The following is a 23,323-nucleotide window of genomic DNA, read 5'->3' on the forward strand; positions in this document are numbered from 1 at the left end:
TTATTGAAAACTGCAAAGCCCGCAGAGCCCAAGCCCTGCGGGCTTTTGCTTCGGGGCCTGATCTGCAGCCCGGCCGCATGCCGGTGCCGGACCCAGGCCCCGAAAAGCGCTCATCACTCGAATTCCAGAATGATGTCGTCCACCGCCAGCGAGTCTCCCTTGGCGGCGCTGATCTTGCTGACCACACCGTCCTGGGCCGCGAAAAGAATGTTCTCCATCTTCATGGCTTCGATGACGGCCAGCTTCTCGCCAGCCTGCACCTTCTGGCCGGGCTGCACCGCCACGTCGACCAGCAGGCCGGGCATGGGCGAGAGCAGGAACTTGGACAGGTCGGGCGGAGCCTTGTAAGGCATGAGCTTGTGCATCTCTGCGCCCTTGGGCGAGAGCACCAGCACATCGGCTTGTGTGCCATTGTGGATGACGCGCAGTGCCAGTGGGTTCTTGCCGTTGCCGCGTTCGATCTGGCAGGTGAAAGCCTTGCCGTTGCAGACGCCGCGCACCACCAGATCGCGAATGTCGGCATTGCTGCGGAATTCGTAGGTCTTGTCGCCGATGACGACCTTGCAGACGCGGGCTTGGGCATCGAAGTCAGTCACCTCGCCAGTCACATACTGGTTCTTGCCTTCAGCACCCAGAACCACGGCGGTGTACTTCTCGCCCACCTGCACCTGGTGGCCTTGCATCTGGCCGGTGATGGTCGATGCACGCGCGCGATAGCGGCGATTGCGGAACAGGGCCAAAGCCACCAGGAAGTCGGGATCATCGTGGGGCACGTCCTCGGCATGGAAGCCGTCGGCATAGTGCTGGGCGATGAAGCCGGTGTTGAACTTACCCGAGACAAAGTCCGGGTGCGCCAGCAGGGCCGCCTGGAACGGGATGTTGGAGCTGATGCCGCGGATGGCAAAACCGTTGAGTGCTTCGCGGGCCTTGGCAATGGCGTCGTTGCGATCCTTGCCGTGCACGATGAGCTTGGCAATCATCGAGTCGTAGTACATGGGGATCTCGCCGCCGTCGTAGACGCCGGTATCCACACGCACGCCGTTCAGATGCTCGGTGTCGGACTGCCACATGGTCTGCTCGGGCGGCGCAAAACGAACCAGGCGGCCGGTCGAAGGCAGGAAGTTGCGGAACGGGTCTTCCGCGTTGATACGGCACTCGATGGCCCAGCCGTCTCGCTTCACATCCGCCTGGGCAAAGGACAGCTTTTCACCGGCGGCCACACGAATCATCTGCTCGACCAGATCGAGTCCGGTGATGCATTCGGTCACCGGGTGCTCGACCTGCAGGCGGGTATTCATCTCCAGGAAGTAGAAGTCCTGGTCCTTGCCGACCACGAACTCCACGGTGCCGGCGCTCTGGTACTTGACGGCCTTGGCCAGGGCCACGGCCTGCTCGCCCATGGCCTTGCGGGTGGCGTCGCTGATGAAGGGCGAAGGCGCTTCCTCGATCACCTTCTGGTGACGGCGCTGAATCGAGCATTCGCGCTCGTTCAGGTAAACCACATTGCCGTGGCTGTCGCCCAGAATCTGGATTTCGATATGGCGGGGCTCCTGCACAAACTTCTCGATGAAGATGCGGTCGTCGCCAAAGCTGTTGCGCGCTTCGTTCTGGCACGAGGCAAAACCTTCAAAGGCTTCCTTGTCGTTGAATGCCACGCGCAGACCCTTGCCGCCGCCACCGGCCGAGGCCTTGATCATCACGGGGTAGCCAATGCCCTTGGCGATTTCCACCGCCTGCTCGGGGCCGGCGATGGCGTCGTTGTAGCCGGGGATGGTGTTGACTTTGGCCTCGCCGGCCAGCTTCTTGGACGCGATCTTGTCGCCCATGGCCGCGATGGAATGTGACTTGGGGCCGATGAAGGCTATGCCTTCTTCTTCGCAACGCCTGGCAAAGCCCTCGTTCTCCGAGAGAAAACCGTAGCCTGGGTGAACTGCCTGTGCGCCGGTCTGCTTGCAGGCTTCAATGATTTTCTCGCCCAGCAGATAGGACTCGCGGCTAGGCGCAGGACCCAGGCGCACGGCCTCGTCGGCCAGCTTGACATGGCGGGCATCCTTGTCGGCATCGGAGTAGACCGCCACGGTCTGGATGCCCATCTTGCGGGCGGTGGCGATCACGCGGCAAGCGATTTCGCCGCGGTTGGCAATCAGGATCTTGGTAAACATGGATAAATCTCCTGGTTCTTTTTGTTCTTACAGAGGGATGTTCCCGTGCTTGCGCCAGGGGTTGTCCAGCTGCTTGTTCTTGAGCATCTCCAGCGAACGGCAGATGCGCTTGCGCGTTTCATGCGGCTGGATCACATCGTCGATAAAGCCACGGGCACCGGCCACAAAGGGGTTGGCAAAGCGTTCCTTGTATTCCGCTTCGCGCGCGGCCAGCTTCACCGGGTCGTTCTTGTCTTCACGGAAGATGATTTCCACCGCGCCCTTTGCGCCCATCACGGCGATTTCGGCATGGGGCCAGGCCAGGTTCACGTCACCGCGCAAATGTTTGGAAGCCATCACGTCGTAGGCGCCGCCATAGGCCTTGCGGGTGATGACGGTGATCTTCGGCACCGTGGCTTCGGCATACGCATACAGCAGCTTGGCGCCGTGCTTGATGATGCCGCCATACTCCTGAGAGGTGCCGGGCATGAAACCGGGCACGTCCACGAAGGTGACCACGGGGATGTTGAAGGCATCGCAAAAGCGCACGAAGCGCGCAGCCTTGATGGAGGACTTGATGTCCAGGCAGCCAGCCAGCACCAGGGGCTGATTGGCCACGACGCCCACGGTCTGACCGGCCATGCGGGCAAAACCGATGATGATGTTCTTGGCGTACTCGGGCTGCAGCTCGAAGAAATCGCCATCGTCCACGGTCTTGAGGATCAGCTCCTTCATGTCGTAGGGCTTGTTGGCGTTTTCGGGCACCAGCGTATCCAGCGACATGTCGGCGCGGCCCACGGGATCGGTGGTTTCGCGCACGGGAGCCTTTTCCTTGTTGTTCAAGGGCAGGTAGTTATAGAGGCGACGCAGCATCATCAACGCTTCTACGTCGTTGTCGAATGCCATGTCGGCCACGCCGCTCTTGGTGGTGTGGGTGATGGCCCCGCCTAGCTCTTCGGCCGTGACTTCCTCGTGGGTCACGGTCTTCACGACTTCGGGACCGGTCACGAACATATAGGAGCTGTCCTTGACCATGAAGATGAAGTCGGTCATGGCCGGCGAGTACACGGCGCCGCCGGCGCTGGGGCCCATGATCATGGAGATCTGGGGCACCACGCCCGATGCCAGCACATTCTTCTGGAACACATCGGCATAGCCACCCAGAGAGGCAACGCCTTCCTGGATACGCGCACCACCCGAATCGTTGAGGCCGATGACGGGTGCGCCGACCTTCATGGCCTGGTCCATCACCTTGCAGATCTTCTCGGCATGGGTTTCGGACAGCGCGCCGCCGAACACCGTGAAGTCCTGGCTGAACACAAACACCAGACGGCCGTTGATCATGCCGTAGCCGGTGACCACGCCGTCACCGGGGATCTTGGTGTTTTCCATGCCGAAGTCCGTGCAGCGGTGTTCCACGAACATGTCCCACTCTTCAAAAGTGCCGTCGTCCAACAGCAGCTCGATACGCTCGCGCGCCGTCAGCTTGCCTTTCTTGTGCTGAGCGTCGATGCGCTTTTGTCCCCCACCCAGCCTAGCGAGTTCTCGCTTGGCTTCCAGCTGCTTCAGGATATCGTCTTGCATGCTTGTCCTCTAACGTGATTTGGGTTATTTATCTCGCAAATGTCTTGTGCTGCGATGCTATGGTTAAGTGAGCTACTAGCGCCTACTGCATTTGGGCTAGAAGCAGATTTCTTGCTGCCGTACTGGCGGCGATGCGACCCGAGGCAACATCGTCCTGAAGGACGGGGAGCATGGCCTTGACCTGCGGATGCTGGCGAAACGCCTGCTTGAGACCGAAGTCGATGCGCTCCCACATCCAGGCCAGGGCCTGCTTCTCGCGGCGCAGGGCCAGGCGGCCGTTGGCGGTCTGCAGCTCCCTGAAGCTGCTGACTGCAGCCCAGAAGCCCTCCACTCCCTGCCCCAGCAAGGCACTGATCTGCAACACACGCGGCTGCCACAGCGCGCCGGTGTTGGCGTGATCGGGGTTGCCGTGCATGCCCAGCAGGCGCAGGCTCGATGTGATCTGGGCCTGGGCACGCGTGGCTGCATGGGAGTCGATGTCGGCCTTGTTGATGACCACCAGGTCGGCCAGCTCCATCACGCCCTTCTTGATGGCCTGCAGGTCGTCGCCCGCATTGGGCAGCTGCAGCACGCAGAACATGTCCGTCATGCCATGCACGGCGATCTCGCTCTGGCCCACACCCACGGTCTCGACGATGACCACGTCATAACCGGCGGCTTCGCAGACCAGCATGGCTTCGCGCGTCTTTTCGGCCACGCCGCCCAGCGTACCGCTGCTGGGGCTGGGGCGGATATAGGCCTCCAGCCGCATGGACAGCTGCTCCATGCGGGTCTTGTCGCCGAGGATGGAGCCGCCCGAGACGGTGCTGGACGGATCGATCGCCAGCACTGCCACACGCAGACCCTTCTCTATCAGGTACAGGCCCAGGGCTTCGATGAAGGTGGATTTGCCGACGCCCGGCACGCCGCTGATGCCAAGGCGAAACGCCTTGCCCGTGTGCGGCAGCAGAGCGGTGAGCAGGCCGTCGGCCTGTTCACGGTGGTCGGCTCGAGAGGATTCAAGCAAGGTAATGGCCTTGGCCATGGCCCGGCGCTGCACGGCAGGGTTGCCGCGCAGGATGCCGTCTTGCATTTGCTCAGGTGTCACGTCGCGATCGCCTTTGCTATCGATGCTTGCCGGCCGATCAGAGACCGTTGGCCTTCTTGATCTGCTCCAGCACATCCTTGGCGCTGGCAGGAATGGGAGTGCCGGGGCCGTATACGCCCTTGACGCCCGCGTTGTAGAGGAAATCATAGTCCTGAGCGGGAATCACACCGCCCACGAAGACGATGATGTCATCCGCTCCCTGCTTCTTGAGCTCGGCAATGATGGCCGGCACCAGGGTCTTATGGCCTGCGGCCAGGGTCGAGACGCCCACGGCGTGCACATCGTTCTCGATGGCCTGGCGAGCACATTCCTCGGGGGTCTGGAACAGAGGCCCCATGTCCACGTCGAAACCCAGGTCCGCAAAGGCGGTGGCGACCACCTTGGCTCCACGATCATGGCCATCCTGGCCCAGCTTGGCGATCATCACTCGGGGGCGTCGGCCCATGGCCTGCGAAGCGGTGTTGATTTCTTCCTTGAGCTTGTCCCAGCCTTCGGCGGAGTCATAAGCGGCAGCGTACACACCGGTCACCTTCTGGGTATCGGCGCGGTGGCGGCCAAACGCCTTTTCCATCGCGTCGGAAACTTCACCCACCGTGGCGCGCAGGCGCACGGCCTTGATGGACAGATCCAGCAGATTGCCCTCGCCAGACTCTGCAGCAGCAGTGATGGCAGCCAGCGCAGCCTCTACCTTGGCTGTATCGCGTTTTGCCTTGATATCCTTCAAGCGGGCAATCTGGCTGTCGCGCACCTTGACGTTGTCCACCTCCAGAATGTCAACCGGATCTTCCTTGGCCAGCTTGTACTTGTTGACGCCGACGATGACTTCCTTGCCCGAGTCGATGCGGGCCTGCTTTTCGGCGGCGGCGGCTTCGATCTTGAGCTTGGCCCAGCCGCTGTCCACAGCGGCGGTCATGCCGCCCATGGCGTCGACCTCCTCGATGATGGCCCAAGCCTTGTCGGCCATTTCCTGGGTCAGCTTTTCCATCATGTAGGAGCCCGCCCAGGGATCGATCACATTGGTGATGTGGGTTTCTTCCTGAATGATCAGCTGTGTATTGCGGGCAATGCGGGCCGAGAACTCCGTAGGCAGGGCAATGGCCTCGTCCAGCGCATTAGTGTGCAGGGACTGGGTGCCGCCAAACACGGCCGCCATGGCTTCGATGGTGGTGCGGACCACGTTGTTGTAAGGGTCCTGCTCGGTCAGCGACCAGCCCGAGGTCTGACTGTGCGTGCGTAGCATCAGGCTCTTGGGGTTCTTGGCGTCAAAGCCTTTCATGATGCGGCACCACAGCAGGCGTGCGGCACGCATCTTGGCCACTTCCAGGTAGAAATTCATGCCCACGGCCCAGAAGAAGGACAGGCGGCCGGCGAAAGCATCCACGTCCATGCCCTTGGCGATGGCGGTCTTCACATATTCCTTGCCGTCGGCCAGCGTGAAAGCCATTTCCAGCGCCTGGTTGGCCCCGGCTTCCTGCATGTGGTAACCCGAAATCGAGATCGAGTTGAACTTGGGCATGTTCTGGCTCGTGTACTCGATGATGTCGCCAATGATCTTCATCGACGGCTTGGGCGGGTAGATATAGGTGTTGCGCACCATGAACTCTTTCAGAATGTCGTTCTGAATCGTTCCGGCGAGTTGGTCCTGCGAGACGCCCTGCTCTTCCGCAGCCACCACATAGCCGGCCAGCACGGGTAGCACGGCGCCGTTCATGGTCATGGAGACCGAGACCTTGTCCAGCGGGATCTGGTCGAACAGAACCTTCATGTCTTCCACCGAATCGATGGCCACGCCGGCCTTGCCCACGTCGCCCGTCACGCGCGGATGGTCGCTGTCATAGCCGCGGTGGGTCGCCAGGTCAAAAGCGACAGAAACGCCTTGGCCGCCGGCGGCCAGCGCCTTGCGATAGAAGGCATTGGATTCTTCGGCGGTGGAGAAACCCGCGTACTGGCGGATCGTCCAGGGACGGCCTGCATACATGGTGGCCTGGGGGCCACGGATATAGGGAGCAAAGCCCGGCAGCGTGTTGGTATGAGCCAGATCGGCCGTGTCTTCAGCCGTGTACAGAGGCTTGACGGTGATGCCGTCGGGCGTGAGCCAGTTCAGATTGTTGATGTCTCCACCGGGAGCAGCCTTGTTGGCTGCCTTGGTCCAGGCTTGCAGATCAGCGGGTGCGAATTCTTGTGGGTCCTGTACCGGATTCTCTTGGCTCATGTTGTCTCTCGTATGCGGTGCGCGCAGTGAAGTTTGGAATTGCGGTGAACTACCTAGATAAGCCTAGTGTACATGATTCATAATTATGAATTCAAAATACTTGCAGCATATAATCACGCGTAATGACAAGCAAAACACTTACTCCTCTTGCGCTATATGAGCAGGTCGCCGAGCAATTGCGCCAGCGCATCTTCCGGCGAGAGCTTGAACCTGGTGCCTGGATCGACGAGCTGAAGATTGCCGAGGAATACGGCATCAGCCGCACGCCCCTGCGCGAGGCACTGAAGGTGCTGGCCGCCGAAGGCCTGGTGACCATGAAGCTGCGCCGGGGCGCCTACGTGACCGAGGTCTCGCGCAAGGACATCTCCGACGTCTATCGCTTGCTGAGCCTGCTGGAGGCAGATGCGGCGGCCGAGGTTGCCGGCAAGGCCACGGACGAACAATTGCAGCGTCTGCAGCAGACCCATGAGGAGCTGAAGCAGAACACCGCCGACGCCGAGCGGTTTTTCGCGCTCAACGAAAGCTTTCATATGCAGATTCTCGACATTGCCGATAACCGCTGGCGCAACCAGCTGGTAGCTGACTTGCGCAAGGTCATGAAGCTGAACCGTCACAAATCGCTGTTTAAACAAGGCCGTATTGAAGACTCCCTTGCAGAGCATGAAGCCATCATGCAAGCACTGCTGAAGCGCGACCCGAAAATTGCCATGAGTGCAGTGCAGCAGCATTTCGCAAATGGACTCGACGCTGCGATCTAAAAGATCCACATTTGATCTGTTCTAGTATTTATCCTACATATTTGAAATATTGGCTTACCCACTTCATGAGATGCTTGCTAGGTAACTGAATGTGCTTTCAGTGTTACAGGATCACGATTCATGCTGGCGCAATTTTTCTGGAGCCCGTCTGCCGACGCTCAGGTGCTCAAGGGTGAATATGACCCCTTCCTCGTGACCTTATCGCTGGCAGTTTGTTGGATTGCCTCCGGTCAAGCTTTACGCCATGCTGCTTTTGCCAGATTGGCCACGTCAAGGCAGTTGCGCAACTGGTCAATCGTGAGCGGCTCGCTGGCACTAGGCATAGGCATCTGGGCGATGCATTTCATTGGCATGCTCGCTTATTCGATGCATGCTGCAGTTCAGTATGATTTGACGGTCACCGTCTTCTCCATCATCCCAGGCATCGCAGCATCAGCAGTGGCCCTTGCCTTGCTGGCTCACAATGAACTCAATAACAGGCAATTGGCGTTAGGTGGCTTGACTGTTGGTATCGGCATTGCTGCCATGCATTACAGCGGTATGGCGGCAATGCGCATGCCTGCCACGCACCAGTATTCACCACTCTGGTTTGCCATTTCGCTCATTGTTGGCGTAGCGCTGGCCACCTTGGCGCTCTGGATTCGTTTCGGGCTGGCACGCTTCAACCTCAAACAAGACCACTGGCGCAAAACACTGGCGGCCATCATCATGGGCGCCGCGATCTCGGGCATGCATTACACAGCCATGCTGGCGCTGCGAGTCACGGCCGAGCATGAAACCCATGACGCGGCATCATCGAACGATCGTTTGATTCTGGCGCTGACCATTGCCGTGATTACTCTGCTATTTGGCGGACTGATCGCACAGGCCAATGCCTTGATTCAGTACCGCAGTCGCTGGCAGAAAGTGGATATGAATGAAGCCAGACTGCAAGCTTTGGTTAATATGGCCGCAGATGGAATTATCTGCATCGACAACCGGGGATGCGTAACCGATTACAACCCTGCTGCTGAGGTCATATTCGGATGGAGCCCAGATGAAGTATTGGGCCAGAACGTGAAAATGCTCATGCCCGCTGCGCTGTTCAACCAGCATGACCATTATCTGGAACAGCATGAAGCCGGCCAGCGAAACAACGCTCCACCTCTGAAAAACAAGATTTCAGAGGTCCTTGGCCAGCACAAAGACGGTACGCTGATTCCCATGCGCCTGGCCTTGAGCCAGGCCGAGGCACGAGGTCAGCGCATGTATGTAGGCCTTCTGACTGATCTCTCGGACCGCAAGCGAACGGAGCGGCAACTGCATATAGCTGCCACGGTATTCAATCATTCCTTCGAAGGCATGGTGGTTCTTGATGCGAACCGGAAAATTGTAGACATCAACCCGGCCTTTGCACGTATCAGCGGCTTGAACCGCCAAGGAGCGAAGAACAAGGAGTTTTCCAGTCTTTTCATCCAAGACGATGACAACACGGCTGTCCAGTGGTCGCAGATCTGGACGGAAATCGGCAAAAAGGGACACTGGCAAGGCCTGCGTGTCATGCACCATGACAGGAACCGCCATCAGATTTCCCTGACGGCAGTGCGCGACGAGCAGCATCGCCTGCACCATTACATCGCCGTCTGCTATCAAAGCATCGATATTCCGCTTGGAGCCACAATCTGAGTCCTACATCGGCCTGAATGTCTCTGGCGCTATCATTCACGTAGCGGGAAATTGCCCGCTTCCTGAAGGCAAGCGCATGAACCAAGCAAGTGAAACCGATGTACTGGGTCTCCAAGCAGAGAAACAGCATTTGACTATCGAGCAAGTGCAAACCTTGCCAGAGCTTCTGGCCATGCGGGTTCGCCGCACGCCATCAGCCGAGGCGTACCGAGAGTTCGATGAAAGCACAAATGCCTGGAAAAGCCTGAGCTGGGCCGAAACAGCCGAACGTGTCACCCTGTGGAGCCGCGCCTTATGTGTCTCGAATCTTCCTGTCGGCGCAAGGGTTGCAATCTTGCTGCCCAATGGTTTTGATGCAATGACCATCGACCAGGCCTGTCTGCGCTGTGGTTACGTGCCAGTTCCTCTGCATGCCATCGACAATGCAGGCAGCATTGCCTACATCCTGGCCGACTCGGGTGCTTCCTTGCTGGTCGTGGCCGATGCCAAGGCCTGGCAGAAAATTTGTGCAACAGGTCAGGACCTGCCTGAACTCCAGGCCGTCATTCACGCACAGCAAGGCCGTTCGATCGATTCATCGAACGCCTACGTTGTACCTGTCGAACAAGCAGAGCAGGACTCAGTCAAGGCCTTGCAGCGTAAGCCGGTCATTGTTTTGTCTGCCTGGCTTCAGGCTGGTCAGCAGCATACCTCTGCCCTCCCCCTGCCACCAAAGAAAACGGAGCTGGCGGGCATTGTCTACACCTCCGGTACAACGGGAAAGCCCAAGGGGGTCATGCTCACTCACGACAACGTGGTCAGTGATTTACACGCAGTGATGCAGCGTGTGAAGGCCTTCCCTGAGGACGTTTTTCTCTCGTTTCTGCCGCTCTCACACACTTTCGAGCGAACTGCAGGCTACTACTTGGCCGTTGCTACCGGTTCCTGCGTCGCCTACGCACGCTCTGTCGCACAACTCGGACAGGATATGAAGCAGGTCAAGCCAACCGTACTGATCTCGGTGCCTCGCATCTATGAACGTGTTTATGCCAAGATTCAGGAGTCGCTTGCTTCTAGCCCTTTCAAGCACAAGCTGTTCGACGCGGCAGTCAACAAAGGCTGGAAGAGCTTCTGTGCTCATCAAGGCATGCCCTTGAACGAGCAACTGGAAGCCAAAGCCGGCTGGGCTTCCGCCTTGCCCGGTTGGCTTTTGCGCAAACTTGTTGCCCAGCCCTTACTTGCACAGTTTGGAGGCCGGCTGCGCGTGGCTGTGAGTGGCGGAGCCCCACTGTCTCCGACAATTGCTCGCACTTTTCTGGGTCTGGGCCTCCCCATGGTTCAAGGCTATGGCATGACCGAAACCGCTCCTGTCGTCAGCGCCAACGGACTCGACGATAACTGGCCTGATACCGTTGGCCGCGCACTGCCAGGAATTGAGGTTCGAATTGGCGAGGACCAGGAGTTGCAGGTGTCTGGCCCGGTAGTGATGCGCGGTTATTGGAACCGTCCGGAAGACACAGCCAAAGCCTTTACTGCCGATGGCTGGCTGAGAACCGGCGACCAGGCGTCAATCGAAAATGGTCGGATCCGAATCAAAGGTCGCATCAAGGAAATCATTGTTACATCGACGGGTGAGAAAGTGCCTCCCAATGATGTGGAACAGGCCATTCTCGTTGATCCCCTGTTTGAGCAAGTGTTTGTAGTTGGCGAGGATCGTCCGTTCATTGCCTGTATTGCGGTTGTTAGTCAAATGGAATGGGAAATGCTCGCCAGGAGTGTTGGGCTGAACCCGAACGACGGATCCAGTCTGCACCATGCAGCGGCAGAGAGAGAAGCGCTTACCCGAATCGAAAAGCAGACACGCAGCTTTGCCCGTTATGCAGTGCCCAGAGCCATCCACCTGGTCAGGGATAGTTGGAACATTGACAACGGCCTGATGACCCCTACCCTCAAGCTCAAGCGAAAGAACTTGATGGCCCACTACAAAGACGCTATCGAACAGATGTACGGCAAGCCCATTGACGTCTGGAAGACAAAGGCTCGGTAATTGATCTATGCAGGGTTTAAGGAACCCTTGCAAAATACATGTAAGTTACATTGAATGCACTAGTCAATTCCAAATTCGATTGCTAACTTCATATCCTCCTACCTTCTCTCTTCTTCAGCCATTCGATGACGAGTCTGACACCGGCCTCTCATAGCCACGGTAATCATGCTTTGCACGAGGAACCTCCACTTGAATAATTGCGAAAAGATACCGCTCTCGCATCCATTTCGTTGTCACCATACACATCGACAACCGCAAGCTTCACTTTTCGCAGATTTAGATTGGTGTTAGCAGGTCCCTCGCCTCCTGCAGTCAATCCGACTCCGATGAAACCTACAACCGGCACAGTGGGATTGTTTGCCAGGAAGCCAGTTGTCATGCGCCCACCCATGCTGCGCCCCATCAGGTAGGCGCGCTCCACTCCTTTCTGCATTTTCAGGGCCCGACTACGTTGCCGTCTGGAGAGTTCCCTCTGCCGTGAGCCAGGACAACTCGCACCTTGAAGTCCTTTCCGTCAAGATACTCACCTTGAGGCAACCTGCGTCACCAAGACGCAGCTGAAAACCCATATGAGTGATTTGAGCACCGACATCACAGGTACCCACTTGGTGGGATTTAGCTCTGGATGGGAGCCCAGCCTTGTCGCGCTGACGCACCGAATCTGGCATCAGGGAACGACCGCTTACGCATGTGGATTCAACTGGTCAATGCAACACAATGACCGCCTCTGGCGCAAGGAGTGTTGGCATGAAGCAAAGACCGCGGATTTACTACACCGAAGCTCAGAAAGCCCTGATGTGGGATCGCTGGAAAGCTGGCGATACCTTGCACGAGATAGGCAAGCTGTTTGACCGACCACACACCTCCATTCACACCATCTTGAGTGCGACGGGTGGCATCCGGCCACCAGCGAGGCGTCGGTCTCGCTGGGCATTGACCATGCCCGAGCGAGAAGAAATCTCCAAGGCGTTGGCTGCAGGTGAATCTATCCGCTGCGTTGCCAGCCGCTTAAAACGAGCTGCGTCGACCATCAGCCGCGAGCTCCTGCGCAATGGAGGTCAGACTGGCTATCGAGCAGCCAAAGCGGATGAGGCAGTCTGGACGCGAGCACGCCGCCCCAAGACATGCAAGTTGGCCAGCAATCCTGCATTGGCTCACATCGTGGCGGTTAAATTACAGAGTCAGTGGTCGCCCGAGCAAATAGCGGGATGGCTCCAACGCACTTACCCCGGCGAAAAGGATTTGCAGGTGTCTCACGAAGCCATCTACCGCACGCTCTTCGTCCAAACACGCGGGGCCTTGAAGAAGGAGCTTCTGGAGAACTTGCGGCGCACCCGAGGGATGCGTCGCTCACGCCACTACACCCAGAAAACCCCCATCCATGGCCGGATCGTTGATGCCGTGCCCATCAGCGAACGGCCAGCCTGCATCGAGGATCGGGCAGTGCCGGGGCACTGGGAGGGTGATCTGTTGTTCGGCGATGCCTACAGCCAGATTGCAACGCTGGTGGAGCGACACACCCGCTACGTGATGCTGGTCAAACTGGTGGACAAGGACTCCTACACCGTCGCTGCGGCGCTGGCCAGGCATGCACAGACCTTGCCGCAAGAGCTCTACCGTTCCTTGACCTGGGACCGGGGATCGGAGATGGCGGGACACAAGCGATTCACCGTGGCCACCGACATCCAAGTCTACTTCTGCGATCCGCAGAACCCATGGCAGCGCGGAACGAACGAGAACACCAACGGGCTACTCAGGCAGTACCTGCCCAAGGGCATTGACATCTCGGGCTACTCGCAGGAGGAGTTGGATGCGATTGCGAGAAAATTAAACGAGCGACCCAGAAAGACCTTGGGGTACAGAACTCCGGCTGAGATGTTTAACGAATGCGTTGCATCGATCGGTTGAATCCACACAGCAAAGCAGACCTAGGGCGACAGCCTGCGAAAGGCTGCAATGGGTCGTTTGCAGCCTCTCACCAACGACTGCAGGCGACCCAAAGCGGAAGTAGCGAAACTCCGAAACACGACGCTCTGCGAGGGTTAGCGTGACTCGGCGACATCGATGAAACCTCGGCTATCAGCGACCCAAGGTAAGCCAACAGCGGCCTCCCTTTTTGCCGCCTCCAGATCATGGAAGCGAGAAGCTTTTGCAGGCAGTTGCGCCCAGCCCTCGGTATTGGCCAAGGCATTCTCGTAGTGGTACTGTTCTTCCAAGCCATACGTGCCGTCTGCGCGCCTAAAGATGGCGATCCGGCGTGTGCGCTCTTGGGAGTAGAGATGGCAGATTTCAGTGTCCATTGGTCAAGTGTCGAATGACAGGAATTGGCCGCCTCCAGAGGCGATCCGCGACCCTAAGCAGGCGCTTGTTCTGCTCTGACGAGTGACCGGTTGATAGCGGCTAAAACCATTTCTTGTGCATTGAACGGAGAAATCGAGTGTTGATTTGTGCACTAGATGCAGAACCAAGGACAGCGTCAATTCCACACTTTGGACACAAGGCTGTGCCATCGCCTTCATCAATCCACTCCGTAATTGCTGATGGCGAATAAGTCTCTAGACAATAGAAGCAGCCGCATAAATCGCTTGCTTCAATTTCAGATCGATGGCGACTGCTGTGGCGATGTGCCTCTATGACGTCCATGATGAGACCAGAGTGATGTTTGTTGAGATTCGATGATTACACACACTCTTTTCAAGACTAGCCCAATTTAATTGCAGGCTGCTGAACTTCCGCTTCTGGCCGAACTCAGTCGGTCACGACCAGCAGCCTGGTCAGCTACAACCGACACAGGCGGTCAGTTCGACCGGAATACGCACTTCAGCAAACGGATGATGTCGGCCATCTTGGCTCGCCCTCATGCCACGATGCCTTTTGTATCGCTGACATAATCCTGCAGTATCTGCTTGAGGACGGCGAGACCTTGAACAGGCAGGCCAGTCGCTTGGACCTCCCCGATTTCTGCTTCACGTCTATGCAGCCACTCCTGCGCAAGGGCGCTCCGAGTGAATGTCTTGGGCTCAGAGAAAGTCAGTTCACCGCCTCCTTCAGGCGGATCTGAGCCCGAAACGACACGACGCCATCGGCTTTCCTTCTCTCGGTGGTGGCCCCAATCAATGCTCCATGAAAATCGTGGCGCACCAATGCAGCATTAGCATCAAAAAGCCCGGTAGACGGGGCAAAACAGCGGCAATTTTCAGTGCACTACAAGGCACTTTTTATAGTATGAGCACCGAACAAACTATTAAAAAACAACTAGATAGCAACATGTGGCGCATGTCGGTGGCCCCTATGATGGACTGGACAGACAAGCATTGCCGCTACTTCCACCGCCTGCTAAGCCAGCACACCCTGCTCTACACCGAAATGGTGACAACCGGAGCTCTGGTGCATGGCGATGTGGCTCGCCATTTGCGGTTTGAGGCCGAAGAACACCCTGTGGCATTGCAATTGGGTGGTTCGGAGCCGGCCGATCTGGCGCACAGCGCACGTCTGGGCGAGCAATGGGGCTATGACGAGATCAATCTCAACTGCGGCTGCCCTAGCGAACGCGTGCAGCGTGGCGCTTTTGGCGCATGTCTGATGAACGAGGCCGCACTGGTGGCCGATTGCGTCAAGGCCATGGCAGATGTAGTGTCCGTGCCGGTCACCGTCAAGCACCGGATCGGCATCGACAAAATCGAAAGCTACGACTTTGTGCGTGACTTCGTCGGAACCGTTGCCGACGCAGGTTGCCAGGTGTTTGTGGTTCATGCTCGCAACGCCTGGCTCAAAGGCCTCTCCCCCAAGGAAAACCGTGAAATCCCGCCGCTGCGCTACGAGGTCGTGGCACAGCTCAAGCGTGACTTTCCGGGCCTGACAATCGCCGTCAACGGCGGCATCAAGACCGACGACGTAGTGCAGCAGCAGCTGAAGCAGGTCGATGGAGTCATGGTGGGCCGCGAGGCCTATCACAACCCCTGGTGGATGTCGTCCTGGGATGCTCTTTACTATCAGGACGGGAGCAGGGAACGCACACGAGAGCATATTGAAGAGCAGATGGTTCTGTATATGGAGCGCGAAGCGCGCGAGCATGGCACGCACTGGTATTCGATTGCCCGACATATGCTGGGGCTGCGCAATGGCCTCGCCGGTGCGCGCCGCTGGCGCCAGGTCTGGAGCGACCACCGCCTCAAGACCCAGCCGCCTCACGAGGTCATGAAACTGGCCCGCACCAAGCCGGACGAGTTTCAACGGGAACCCGCCGAGCAGATACTTTGAGCACTCATGAAAAAGCTGACTTCGGTCAGCTTTTTTACTTACAAACGCTGCGAAGTCCGGCCTTCGTTGTGCAATCCCCGCAGATCCGGAGTTTGAAGGGAATTCACTACTTCGCATGTCAAACTCTGCTGTTATATTGCACTGCAACATAACCCGCAAAAGTGCGTCCCATGCTCTATCAGATCTACGAAATGCAACGCGCAATGGTCGAGCCATTTGCAGACTTTGCCCAGGCCGCCTCCAAGTTCTACAACAACCCTCACTCGGTCTTCAGCCAGGTGCCTATGGCCCAGCGCATGGCAGCGGGCTTCAACCTCATGTATCGCCTGGGCAAAGACTACGAAAAGCCCGAGTTCGATCTGCATAACGTCGAAGTCAACGGCGTGGATGTCACCATCCGCGAGCGCGTGGAGGTCGACAAACCGTTTTGCGAGCTGCGCCGCTTCAAGCGTTTTTCCGACGACCCAGAAACGCTGGATCTCATGCTCAGCCAGCCTGTGGTGCTGATCGTGGCCCCACTCTCCGGCCACTACGCTACCTTGCTGCGCGACACCGTGCAAAGCATGCTGGGAGACCACAAGGTCTATATCACCGACTGGAAAAATGCCCGCATCGTGCCGCTGTCCGAGGGTGAATTCCACCTGGACGACTATGTGAACTACGTACAGGAGTTCATTCGCTATCTGCAAGGGCGCTATGGCCAGTGCCATGTAGTCAGCGTCTGCCAGCCCACGGTGCCGGTGCTGGCGGCGGTCTCTCTGATGGCTAGCCGTGGCGAAGTCACACCGCTGTCCATGACCATGATGGGCGGCCCCATCGATGCGCGCCGCTCGCCGACGGCCGTGAACAACCTGGCCGAAACCCGCAGCTACGAGTGGTTCGAGAACAACGTCATTTACGAAGTGCCGAACAATTACCCCGGTGCCGGCCGCCGCGTCTACCCCGGCTTTTTGCAGTACTCGGGCTTTGTGGCCATGAATCCCGACCGCCACGCCAACAGCCATTACGACTATTTCAAGGATCTGATCAAGGGTGACGAAGCCAGCGCCGAGCATCACCGCAAGTTCTATGACGAGTACAACGCCGTACTGGACATGGACGCCGACTACTACCTGGAAACCATCGCCACAGTGTTCCAAGAGTACAAGCTGGTCAAGGGCACCTGGGAAGTCAGGAACGAGCAAGGCAAGGCCGAACTGGTGCGCCCGCAGGACATCAAGAACACCGCCTTGCTGACGGTGGAAGGCGAGCTGGACGATATCTCGGGCGCCGGCCAGACCCGCGCCGCCCATGATCTATGCACCGGCATCGCTGCCGAGGCGCGCCGCCATATCGAAGTGCAAGGCGCAGGCCATTACGGCATCTTCAGTGGCAGCCGCTGGCGCAAGACCGTGTACCCGCAAGTGCGCGACTTCATCCTGGCACATCAGCCAGAAAGTGCCACGGCCGCCAGCGCCGCTGGCCATCTGAGCAGCGTCAGCGACGACGGCCCCGAGCTGGAAAGCAGCGAGGCCCATGCAGACAAGTCTGCCAAGGCGGTAAAAACAGGTCAAAATAGCGCCCCTGCCCAGAAAGGACGCGACTCCCACCGCGCCAGGGCGTAAAGGCTCACCAGACCAGAATGAACTCATCCATGTCCGCAGCCTCTTCGCTTCAAGCACTGGCTGCGAGCATTGATGCAGCCCTGCCCCAGACACAGTGCACGCGCTGCGGCTACCCCGACTGCGCGTCCTATGCCGAGGCCATTGCCAGCGGAGAAGCCCCCATCAATCAATGCCCGCCAGGCGGCCAGGAAGGCGTGCGCCGTCTTGCGACCATCACTGGCAAGCTGGAGTTGCCGCTCAACGCCGAAAACGGCCTGGAAGCACCGCGGACCCTGGCCGTGATAGACGAGGCCTGGTGCATAGGCTGCACGCTGTGCATCAAGGCCTGCCCTACCGATGCGATTCTGGGCGCCAACAAGCGCATGCATACCGTGATTGCCGAGCATTGCACGGGCTGCGAGCTGTGCATTCCTGTCTGCCCAGTTGATTGCATAGAGTTGGTCAACGCCAGCGCTGAAGCCACAGGCTGGTCCGCCTGGAGTACTGCGCAGGCCGAGCATGCCCGCAGCCGCTATGGCGAGCATTTGCTGCGTACGGGCCGCAAGGCCAACGCGCCGGTACGCACCACGGCACAAGCCCCAGTTGAAGAAGCTGGCACTCAAGCCGACACGCCGTCAACGCCCGCTGCAGACAAAAAGGCCACGCTTGCAGCCATTTTGGCCAGGGCCAAAGCCCAGCGCGCAGGGTCCTGATACCCGATTAGCCTCCGGCGCTTGAAAAAAGCGCTTGCGCACCCAATGCAGAAACAAATCAGTGGCGACAAGTGCCAATCAGGACCCCATTAGGCACTGACCAGGCTCTTGTAGACACCGCAGCCCCAGTACAAGTCTGCATGCTTGCAGACATAGGACATCTTGGTCTGTACCTGCTGGTTGCTGGGGTTGATGTAGTCGTATTCCACCCAGCCTGGACGAAGCTCGGCCTGGGCCATGATGTCGGCCATCAGGCTGTCACCGTCGATTCCGGGCACATCCTGAACGCGCAGCCCCACTTTGGCCGGATTACCGCCGAAGGCCCGGTACTCACCCTCGGAAGACAGGGCAAACACATACATGTCGCGGTCGTGGAACGGTTGCAAAGGATCCGTGACGGTCTGCAGCAGGTTGGCAATATTGGATGAGCTTCTGGCTTGCCGCATGGCTGCATCCACCAGAGCTACCGCCTCCTCGGCTGTACCTTGCTGTAGCCTGAAGCGCGACACCGCATCCGACAGATGCCGAGCGCGTAGCTGTAACTCCTGCGCCTGCTGCAGCGCCTGACCTACCATCTGGGCGTTGTGCTGGGTGATTTCGTCAATCTGACGCACGGCATTGCTGATTTCCTGAAGACCCGAGCTCTGGCTGCTGGCCGTGTCCGCAAGCGTCCCCATATGGGCGACCACATCATGAATGGCCCGCGTCACGCCCTGGATCTCCTCGCCTGCACTGCGCAGCTGCTGCGTGCTCTGGGTGACCTGCTGGACGGTCTCGCCGATCAGCTGCCGAATCTCCTTGGCTGCTTCGGCGCTGCGCTGGGCCAGCGTGCGCACCTCACTGGCCACCACGGCAAAGCCACGCCCCTGTTCACCGGCTCTGGCTGCCTCCACCGCTGCATTCAGGGCAAGAATATTGGTCTGGAAGGCAATACCGTCAATCACGCCAATGATTTCCCGCATACGCCCGGCATTGCGCTCAATCAGCTCCACCGACTGCACCGCATGCTGCATGGCTTGGGCGCCCTGATCGGCAGCGGCACACACGCCGTCAGCGCGGGAATGTGCTGCTTTGCTCACTTCCGCATTGTGCTCAACCGCAGCGGTGAGCTGCTCGACGCTGACCACCGTCTGCGCGAGATTGCTCGCCTGCATCTCGGTTCGTTCAGACAAGGCCTGATGGTCCTTGACCATGCTCTGTCCAGCCTGGGCCACCAGGGCCGCGTTGCTGCGAACATCGGCCACCATGGCCGACAGCGCATGAACCATGGACTTTGTGAGGCTTGATGCGGAAAGTCCTTGTTGCGGCTCTCCGGCGGCGCCCAGACTCAGGTCCCCATGAGCGACTCTTTCCAGCGCCAGCTGCATGTCCTGCCACTGCTGCTGCCAGCTCTTGTGAAGAGCGCCAACCCAAACCAGCACTCCGATGATCCACAGCAGCAACCAGCCCAGCTGCCATGTTCCGCTCAGGCCCAGCACAGGCAAAGCGGGCCCTGCCAGCAACCATGGCAGCCCCGACCACAGCAGTCCTGAATTCCTCACTCGTACGCGGTTTTTTTTGTCGGGCAAGATGCGCTTTTGCATTGCCTGTCTCCATTCGTTTTTTGTTGTTGACTTCGTTTGCTGACCTCGCAGCTTGCTTACGGTAGCCACTTGCTCTGTCGCCTAGCTTACGTAACAAATTGCAATTTCTGGAGCTTGCAAACCCGCAAACTCAAAACTATGAGCGCTGTTTTCTCATGCGAAAATGGCATCAGCCCATAATATGTACCTATGAACCCCCTGCTCTCGCGCTTACAGCCTTATCCGTTTGAACGTCTTCGCCAACTGTTTGCCTCGGCTCAGCCACCTGAGGGGCTGCGCCCCATCAGTCTGGGTATTGGAGAGCCACGTCATGCCACGCCGGAGTTCATTGAAAAAGCATTGAGCAGCGAACTGCAGGGCTTGTCCGTTTACCCTGCCACCGCCGGCCTGCCGGCCTTGCGCCAGGCCTGTGCGAAATGGGCCAACCAGCGCTACGGCATCGAGCTGGATGCTGCAACTCAGGTTCTACCCGTCAATGGCTCGCGTGAGGCACTGTTTGCCTTCACCCAGGTCGTGGTGGACAACACCAAGGCTGGTGCGCGCGTCATCTGCCCCAACCCCTTCTATCAAATCTACGAAGGCGCGACTCTGCTGGCCGGAGCCACCCCCTATTACGCCGCCAGCGATGCCGAGCGTAACTTTGCCGTCAACTGGGATGCAGTGCCCGAGGAGGTATGGCAACACACACAGCTGATTTTTGTGTGTTCGCCCGGCAACCCCACCGGCGCCGTGATGCCGCTCGGCGAATGGGAGAAGCTGTTTGCCCTGTCCGACAAGCATGGCTTCGTGATTGCCAGCGACGAGTGCTACAGCGAGATCTACTTCCAGGAAGAAGCCCCGCTGGGCGGCCTGGAAGCCGCCCAAAAGCTGGGCCGCCATGACTTCAAGAATTTGGTGATGTTCACCAGCCTGTCCAAGCGCAGCAATGTGCCCGGACTGCGCAGCGGCTTTGTAGCGGGTGATGCTGCTTTGCTCAAGTCCTTCTTGCTCTATCGCACCTATCACGGCGGCGCCATGAGCCCCGTGGTGCAGACGGCATCGATTGCTGCCTGGGGCGACGAAGCCCATGTGCAGCAAAACCGCCGCCTTTATCGCGAGAAGTTTGCGCAGGTCACACCCGTGCTCTCCAAAGTCATGGATGTGAAGCTGCCCGATGCCAGCTTCTATCTCTGGGCCGGCATTCCACCGGAGTTGGGCATGGATGATGCACAATTTGCCAAAGAGCTGTATATTCATACAGGCGTGACGGTTTTACCAGGCAGCTACCTTGCGCGATTGGCTCAGGGGTTCAACCCCGGCGCCAATCGCATTCGCATGGCTCTGGTGGCCGAAACGGCGGAATGCCTTGAAGCCGCCCAGCGTATTGCACAATTCATCGAATCCCGTACCCGCTGATCCACATCCAAGGCCTGCTAAGTGCAGGCCTTTCATGACTCAACGATTCACCTCAACTTTCGATCCTTGACCGAAAACATCATGACGCAACAACTGCAATCCATCATCGACAACGCCTGGGACAACCGTGCCAATATCTCGCCTTCCGCCGCCCCCAAGGAAGTGGTGGATGCCGTGGAGCACGTGATTGCCGAACTCAACGACGGCAAGCTGCGCGTGGCCACCCGCGAAGGTGTGGGTCAATGGACGGTGCACCAGTGGATCAAGAAGGCCGTGCTGCTGTCCTTCCGTCTCAAGGACAATGCCCTGATCAACGGCGGCGCCCTGAACTTCTTCGACAAGGTGCCCACCAAGTTCGAAGGCATGAGCGAAGCCGAGATCGCCGCCACCGGCGTGCGCGTCGTTCCTCCTGCCGTGGCCCGTCGCGGCTCCTTCATCGCCAAGGGCGCCATCCTGATGCCTTCCTATGTGAACATCGGCGCCTATGTGGACGAAGGCACCATGGTCGACACCTGGGCCACCGTGGGCTCCTGCGCTCAAGTGGGCAAGAACGTGCACCTGTCGGGCGGCGTGGGCCTGGGCGGCGTGCTTGAGCCCCTGCAAGCCAACCCCACCATCATCGAAGACAACTGCTTCATCGGCGCCCGCTCCGAAGTGGTCGAAGGCGTGATCGTGGAAGAGAATTCCGTTCTGGGCATGGGCGTGTATATCGGCCAGTCCACCCCTCTGTTCAACCGCGAAACCGGCGAAATCACCTACGGCCGCGTGCCCAGCGGTTCGGTGGTGGTCAGCGGCAACATTCCCAAGCAGACCAAGGATGGCAAGGACTACTCCATGTATGCCGCCATCATCGTCAAGCGTGTGGATGCACAGACCCGTTCCAAGACCAGCATCAACGACCTGCTGCGCGACTGATGAGCCCCTGGCCATGCTTGCTCTGCCTTGATGCAGACACTGCCGTGGCCGCCCCCGCTCACAAGCCTGCCCGCTCTCGAGCGTGCAGGCTTTTTTCATGCCGGAGATCAGCTTTGCGCATCAAGCGCGGTCTGCGCCGAGTTGACACGCGCTAACATGCGCGCTTAAAGAGCGCTGAGGGAAAAAGGATGAAGAAAAAATGAGCACCATGGAAAAAATTCTGCGTCTGATGTCCGAAAAAAAGGCCTCGGACGTGTATCTCTCCGCCCGTGCGCCGGCGCTGATCAAGATCAACGGCATCTGCATCCCCATCAACAATCAGGAGTTGCCGGTCGAAGCTCCGCTGGCCTTGCTCTCCGAAGTCGTCAAGCCCGAAGCCATCGAAGAGCTCAAGCAGACCGGCGAGCTGAACATGGCCATTCCCATGAGCGGCATAGGACGTTTTCGTATCAGCGCCATGCGCCAGCGTGGCTCCTATGCGGTGGTCGTACGCTTTATCTCGTATCAGATTCCGTCGCGCAATGAACTGAATCTGCCCGCCATCGTCAGCGAACTGGTCATGGAAAAGCGCGGCCTGGTGCTGGTGGTTGGTGCAACGGGCTCGGGCAAGAGCACGACGCTGGCGACCATGATCGAAGAACGCAACGAAAAGCTCACCGGCCATATCCTCACGGTGGAAGACCCCATCGAATACCAGTTTCGCAACAAGAAATCGATTGTCAACCAGCGTGAGATCGGCACCGATACCAGTACCCTCGCGACCGCACTCAAGAATGCGCTACGCCAGGCACCCGATGTCATTCTGATCGGCGAAATCCGCGACCGCGAAACCATGTCGGCCGCGCTGGCCTATGCCCAGTCCGGTCACCTTTGCCTGGCCACTCTGCACGCCAACAACAGCTATCACACGCTCAACCGCATCCTGTCCTTTTTCCCCGAGGAAGTGCGCCCCAGCATGTTGGGCGAGCTGGCTGCCTCGCTCAAGGCGGTGATCTCCCAGCGCCTGGTCCGCACCGTCGGCGGCACGCGCGTGCCGGCCGTGGAGGTGATGCTCAATACCAAGCTCATCAGCGACATGATCGTCAAGGGTGACTTCGGTGGCGTGAAGGAGGCCATGGAAAAATCCATGGCCGAAGGCTCGCAGACCTTCGAGGACGCACTGGCAGCCCTGGTGCGCAGTGGCACAATTGAGCGCAGTGAAGCGCTGGCATATGCCGACTCGCCCACCAATCTGATGTGGCGCATGGATAATGACGCCAGCCACGCGGCCACTGCTGCCAACGCCTCGGCCGTCACCGATGTGATTCTGCCCGGCGATGACGATATGCCGTCCTTCACGGAAATCACCCTGGATGTCAGAACCGCCTGAAGCCGCCAGCCAAGGCGGCCTAGGCATTGTTT

At 58.7% G+C, this 23,323-nt stretch carries 17 protein-coding genes; 10 read left to right on the forward strand and 7 right to left on the reverse strand.

Annotated features, from left to right (window positions below):
* Nucleotides 1-113: 113 nt before the first annotated feature.
* From P353_RS06080 to scpA, 4 genes are all read right to left on the reverse strand, one after another.
* Nucleotides 114-2,162 (reverse strand): acetyl-CoA carboxylase biotin carboxylase subunit, encoded by a 2,049-nt coding sequence (locus P353_RS06080; RefSeq protein ID WP_034366758.1) that lies wholly within the window; start codon nt 2,160-2,162, stop codon nt 114-116.
* A 27-nt stretch (nt 2,163-2,189) separates the two neighbouring features.
* A complete protein-coding gene (locus P353_RS06085; protein WP_003065036.1) occupies nt 2,190-3,725 on the reverse strand; it encodes an acyl-CoA carboxylase subunit beta in 1,536 nt (511 codons plus the stop codon).
* A gap of 82 nt (nt 3,726-3,807) precedes the next feature.
* Nucleotides 3,808-4,812, reverse strand: a complete 1,005-nt coding sequence (meaB, locus tag P353_RS06090) for a methylmalonyl Co-A mutase-associated GTPase MeaB (protein ID WP_198529029.1) — start codon at nt 4,810-4,812, stop codon at nt 3,808-3,810.
* A gap of 37 nt (nt 4,813-4,849) precedes the next feature.
* A complete protein-coding gene (scpA, locus tag P353_RS06095; RefSeq protein WP_034366762.1) occupies nt 4,850-7,024 on the reverse strand; it encodes a methylmalonyl-CoA mutase in 2,175 nt (724 codons plus the stop codon).
* Between the two features lie 122 nt (nt 7,025-7,146).
* Here scpA and P353_RS06100 point away from each other — a divergent pair, with 122 nt between their 5' ends.
* The 3 genes from P353_RS06100 (at nt 7,147) to P353_RS06110 (ending at nt 11,473) form a co-directional block, all read left to right on the forward strand.
* The gene (locus P353_RS06100; protein WP_034366764.1) at nt 7,147-7,782 is read left to right on the forward strand and encodes a GntR family transcriptional regulator; all 636 of its coding nucleotides are present in this window, start codon (nt 7,147-7,149) and stop codon (nt 7,780-7,782) included.
* A gap of 120 nt (nt 7,783-7,902) precedes the next feature.
* The gene (locus tag P353_RS06105) at nt 7,903-9,447 is read left to right on the forward strand and encodes an MHYT domain-containing protein (RefSeq protein WP_034366766.1); all 1,545 of its coding nucleotides are present in this window, start codon (nt 7,903-7,905) and stop codon (nt 9,445-9,447) included.
* A 76-nt stretch (nt 9,448-9,523) separates the two neighbouring features.
* Nucleotides 9,524-11,473, forward strand: a complete 1,950-nt coding sequence (locus P353_RS06110; protein ID WP_052084749.1) for an AMP-dependent synthetase/ligase — start codon at nt 9,524-9,526, stop codon at nt 11,471-11,473.
* Between the two features lie 163 nt (nt 11,474-11,636).
* Here P353_RS06110 and P353_RS29010 read toward each other — a convergent pair whose 3' ends face one another.
* On the reverse strand, nt 11,637-11,894 hold the full coding sequence (locus P353_RS29010) for a hypothetical protein (protein WP_157839518.1): 258 nt from the start codon (nt 11,892-11,894) through the stop codon (nt 11,637-11,639).
* A 326-nt stretch (nt 11,895-12,220) separates the two neighbouring features.
* On the opposite strand from P353_RS29010, the gene P353_RS06115 reads away from it, so the two are divergent.
* On the forward strand, nt 12,221-13,381 hold the full coding sequence (locus P353_RS06115; protein WP_034366769.1) for an IS30 family transposase: 1,161 nt from the start codon (nt 12,221-12,223) through the stop codon (nt 13,379-13,381).
* Between the two features lie 134 nt (nt 13,382-13,515).
* Here the strand turns inward: P353_RS06115 and P353_RS06120 are convergent, their stop codons facing one another.
* Nucleotides 13,516-13,773, reverse strand: coding sequence for a hypothetical protein (locus tag P353_RS06120; RefSeq protein ID WP_034366771.1), 258 nt, complete (start codon nt 13,771-13,773; stop codon nt 13,516-13,518).
* A gap of 925 nt (nt 13,774-14,698) precedes the next feature.
* On the opposite strand from P353_RS06120, the gene dusA reads away from it, so the two are divergent.
* From dusA to rsxB, 3 genes are all read left to right on the forward strand, one after another.
* Complete coding sequence (gene dusA, locus P353_RS06125) at nt 14,699-15,733, forward strand: tRNA dihydrouridine(20/20a) synthase DusA (protein ID WP_080750452.1); 1,035 nt, start codon at nt 14,699-14,701, stop codon at nt 15,731-15,733.
* A gap of 170 nt (nt 15,734-15,903) precedes the next feature.
* Entirely contained in the window at nt 15,904-17,337 is a 1,434-nt protein-coding gene (locus P353_RS06130) for a polyhydroxyalkanoate depolymerase (protein ID WP_034366778.1), read from the forward strand.
* A 29-nt stretch (nt 17,338-17,366) separates the two neighbouring features.
* Complete coding sequence (rsxB, locus tag P353_RS06135; protein ID WP_196354017.1) at nt 17,367-18,029, forward strand: electron transport complex subunit RsxB; 663 nt, start codon at nt 17,367-17,369, stop codon at nt 18,027-18,029.
* 89 nt (nt 18,030-18,118) lie between these two features.
* Here the strand turns inward: rsxB and P353_RS06140 are convergent, their stop codons facing one another.
* Nucleotides 18,119-19,612, reverse strand: coding sequence for a methyl-accepting chemotaxis protein (locus P353_RS06140; protein WP_034366784.1), 1,494 nt, complete (start codon nt 19,610-19,612; stop codon nt 18,119-18,121).
* 189 nt (nt 19,613-19,801) lie between these two features.
* On the opposite strand from P353_RS06140, the gene dapC reads away from it, so the two are divergent.
* From dapC to P353_RS06155, 3 genes are all read left to right on the forward strand, one after another.
* Nucleotides 19,802-21,007, forward strand: a complete 1,206-nt coding sequence (dapC, locus tag P353_RS06145) for a succinyldiaminopimelate transaminase (RefSeq protein ID WP_034366786.1) — start codon at nt 19,802-19,804, stop codon at nt 21,005-21,007.
* 81 nt (nt 21,008-21,088) lie between these two features.
* Nucleotides 21,089-21,922 (forward strand): 2,3,4,5-tetrahydropyridine-2,6-dicarboxylate N-succinyltransferase, encoded by an 834-nt coding sequence (dapD, locus tag P353_RS06150; RefSeq protein WP_003054847.1) that lies wholly within the window; start codon nt 21,089-21,091, stop codon nt 21,920-21,922.
* A 199-nt stretch (nt 21,923-22,121) separates the two neighbouring features.
* Nucleotides 22,122-23,291 carry a PilT/PilU family type 4a pilus ATPase gene (locus P353_RS06155; protein ID WP_034366788.1) on the forward strand — a complete coding sequence of 390 codons (1,170 nt, stop codon included), beginning with the start codon at nt 22,122-22,124 and terminating at the stop codon, nt 23,289-23,291.
* Nucleotides 23,292-23,323 lie beyond the last annotated feature (32 nt).

The organism is Comamonas testosteroni (assembly GCF_000761245.1).
In the GTDB taxonomy this organism is placed as follows: Bacteria; Pseudomonadota; Gammaproteobacteria; order Burkholderiales; family Burkholderiaceae_C; genus Comamonas; species Comamonas testosteroni_C.

Bases quoted from the DNA above. Each gene is read 5' to 3' on its own strand.
- P353_RS06080 (WP_034366758.1), bottom strand. From the start codon at position 2,162: ATGTTTACCAAGATCCTGATTGCCAACCGCGGCGAAATCGCTTGCCGC.
- P353_RS06085 (WP_003065036.1), bottom strand. From the start codon at position 3,725: ATGCAAGACGATATCCTGAAGCAGCTGGAAGCCAAGCGAGAACTCGCT.
- scpA (WP_034366762.1), bottom strand. From the start codon at position 7,024: ATGAGCCAAGAGAATCCGGTACAGGACCCACAAGAATTCGCACCCGCT.
- P353_RS06100 (WP_034366764.1), top strand. From the start codon at position 7,147: ATGACAAGCAAAACACTTACTCCTCTTGCGCTATATGAGCAGGTCGCC.
- P353_RS06105 (WP_034366766.1), top strand. From the start codon at position 7,903: ATGCTGGCGCAATTTTTCTGGAGCCCGTCTGCCGACGCTCAGGTGCTC.
- P353_RS06110 (WP_052084749.1), top strand. From the start codon at position 9,524: ATGAACCAAGCAAGTGAAACCGATGTACTGGGTCTCCAAGCAGAGAAA.
- P353_RS06115 (WP_034366769.1), top strand. From the start codon at position 12,221: ATGAAGCAAAGACCGCGGATTTACTACACCGAAGCTCAGAAAGCCCTG.
- P353_RS06120 (WP_034366771.1), bottom strand. From the start codon at position 13,773: ATGGACACTGAAATCTGCCATCTCTACTCCCAAGAGCGCACACGCCGG.
- dusA (WP_080750452.1), top strand. From the start codon at position 14,699: ATGAGCACCGAACAAACTATTAAAAAACAACTAGATAGCAACATGTGG.
- P353_RS06130 (WP_034366778.1), top strand. From the start codon at position 15,904: ATGCTCTATCAGATCTACGAAATGCAACGCGCAATGGTCGAGCCATTT.
- rsxB (WP_196354017.1), top strand. From the start codon at position 17,367: ATGTCCGCAGCCTCTTCGCTTCAAGCACTGGCTGCGAGCATTGATGCA.
- P353_RS06140 (WP_034366784.1), bottom strand. From the start codon at position 19,612: ATGCAAAAGCGCATCTTGCCCGACAAAAAAAACCGCGTACGAGTGAGG.
- dapC (WP_034366786.1), top strand. From the start codon at position 19,802: ATGAACCCCCTGCTCTCGCGCTTACAGCCTTATCCGTTTGAACGTCTT.
- dapD (WP_003054847.1), top strand. From the start codon at position 21,089: ATGACGCAACAACTGCAATCCATCATCGACAACGCCTGGGACAACCGT.
- P353_RS06155 (WP_034366788.1), top strand. From the start codon at position 22,122: ATGAGCACCATGGAAAAAATTCTGCGTCTGATGTCCGAAAAAAAGGCC.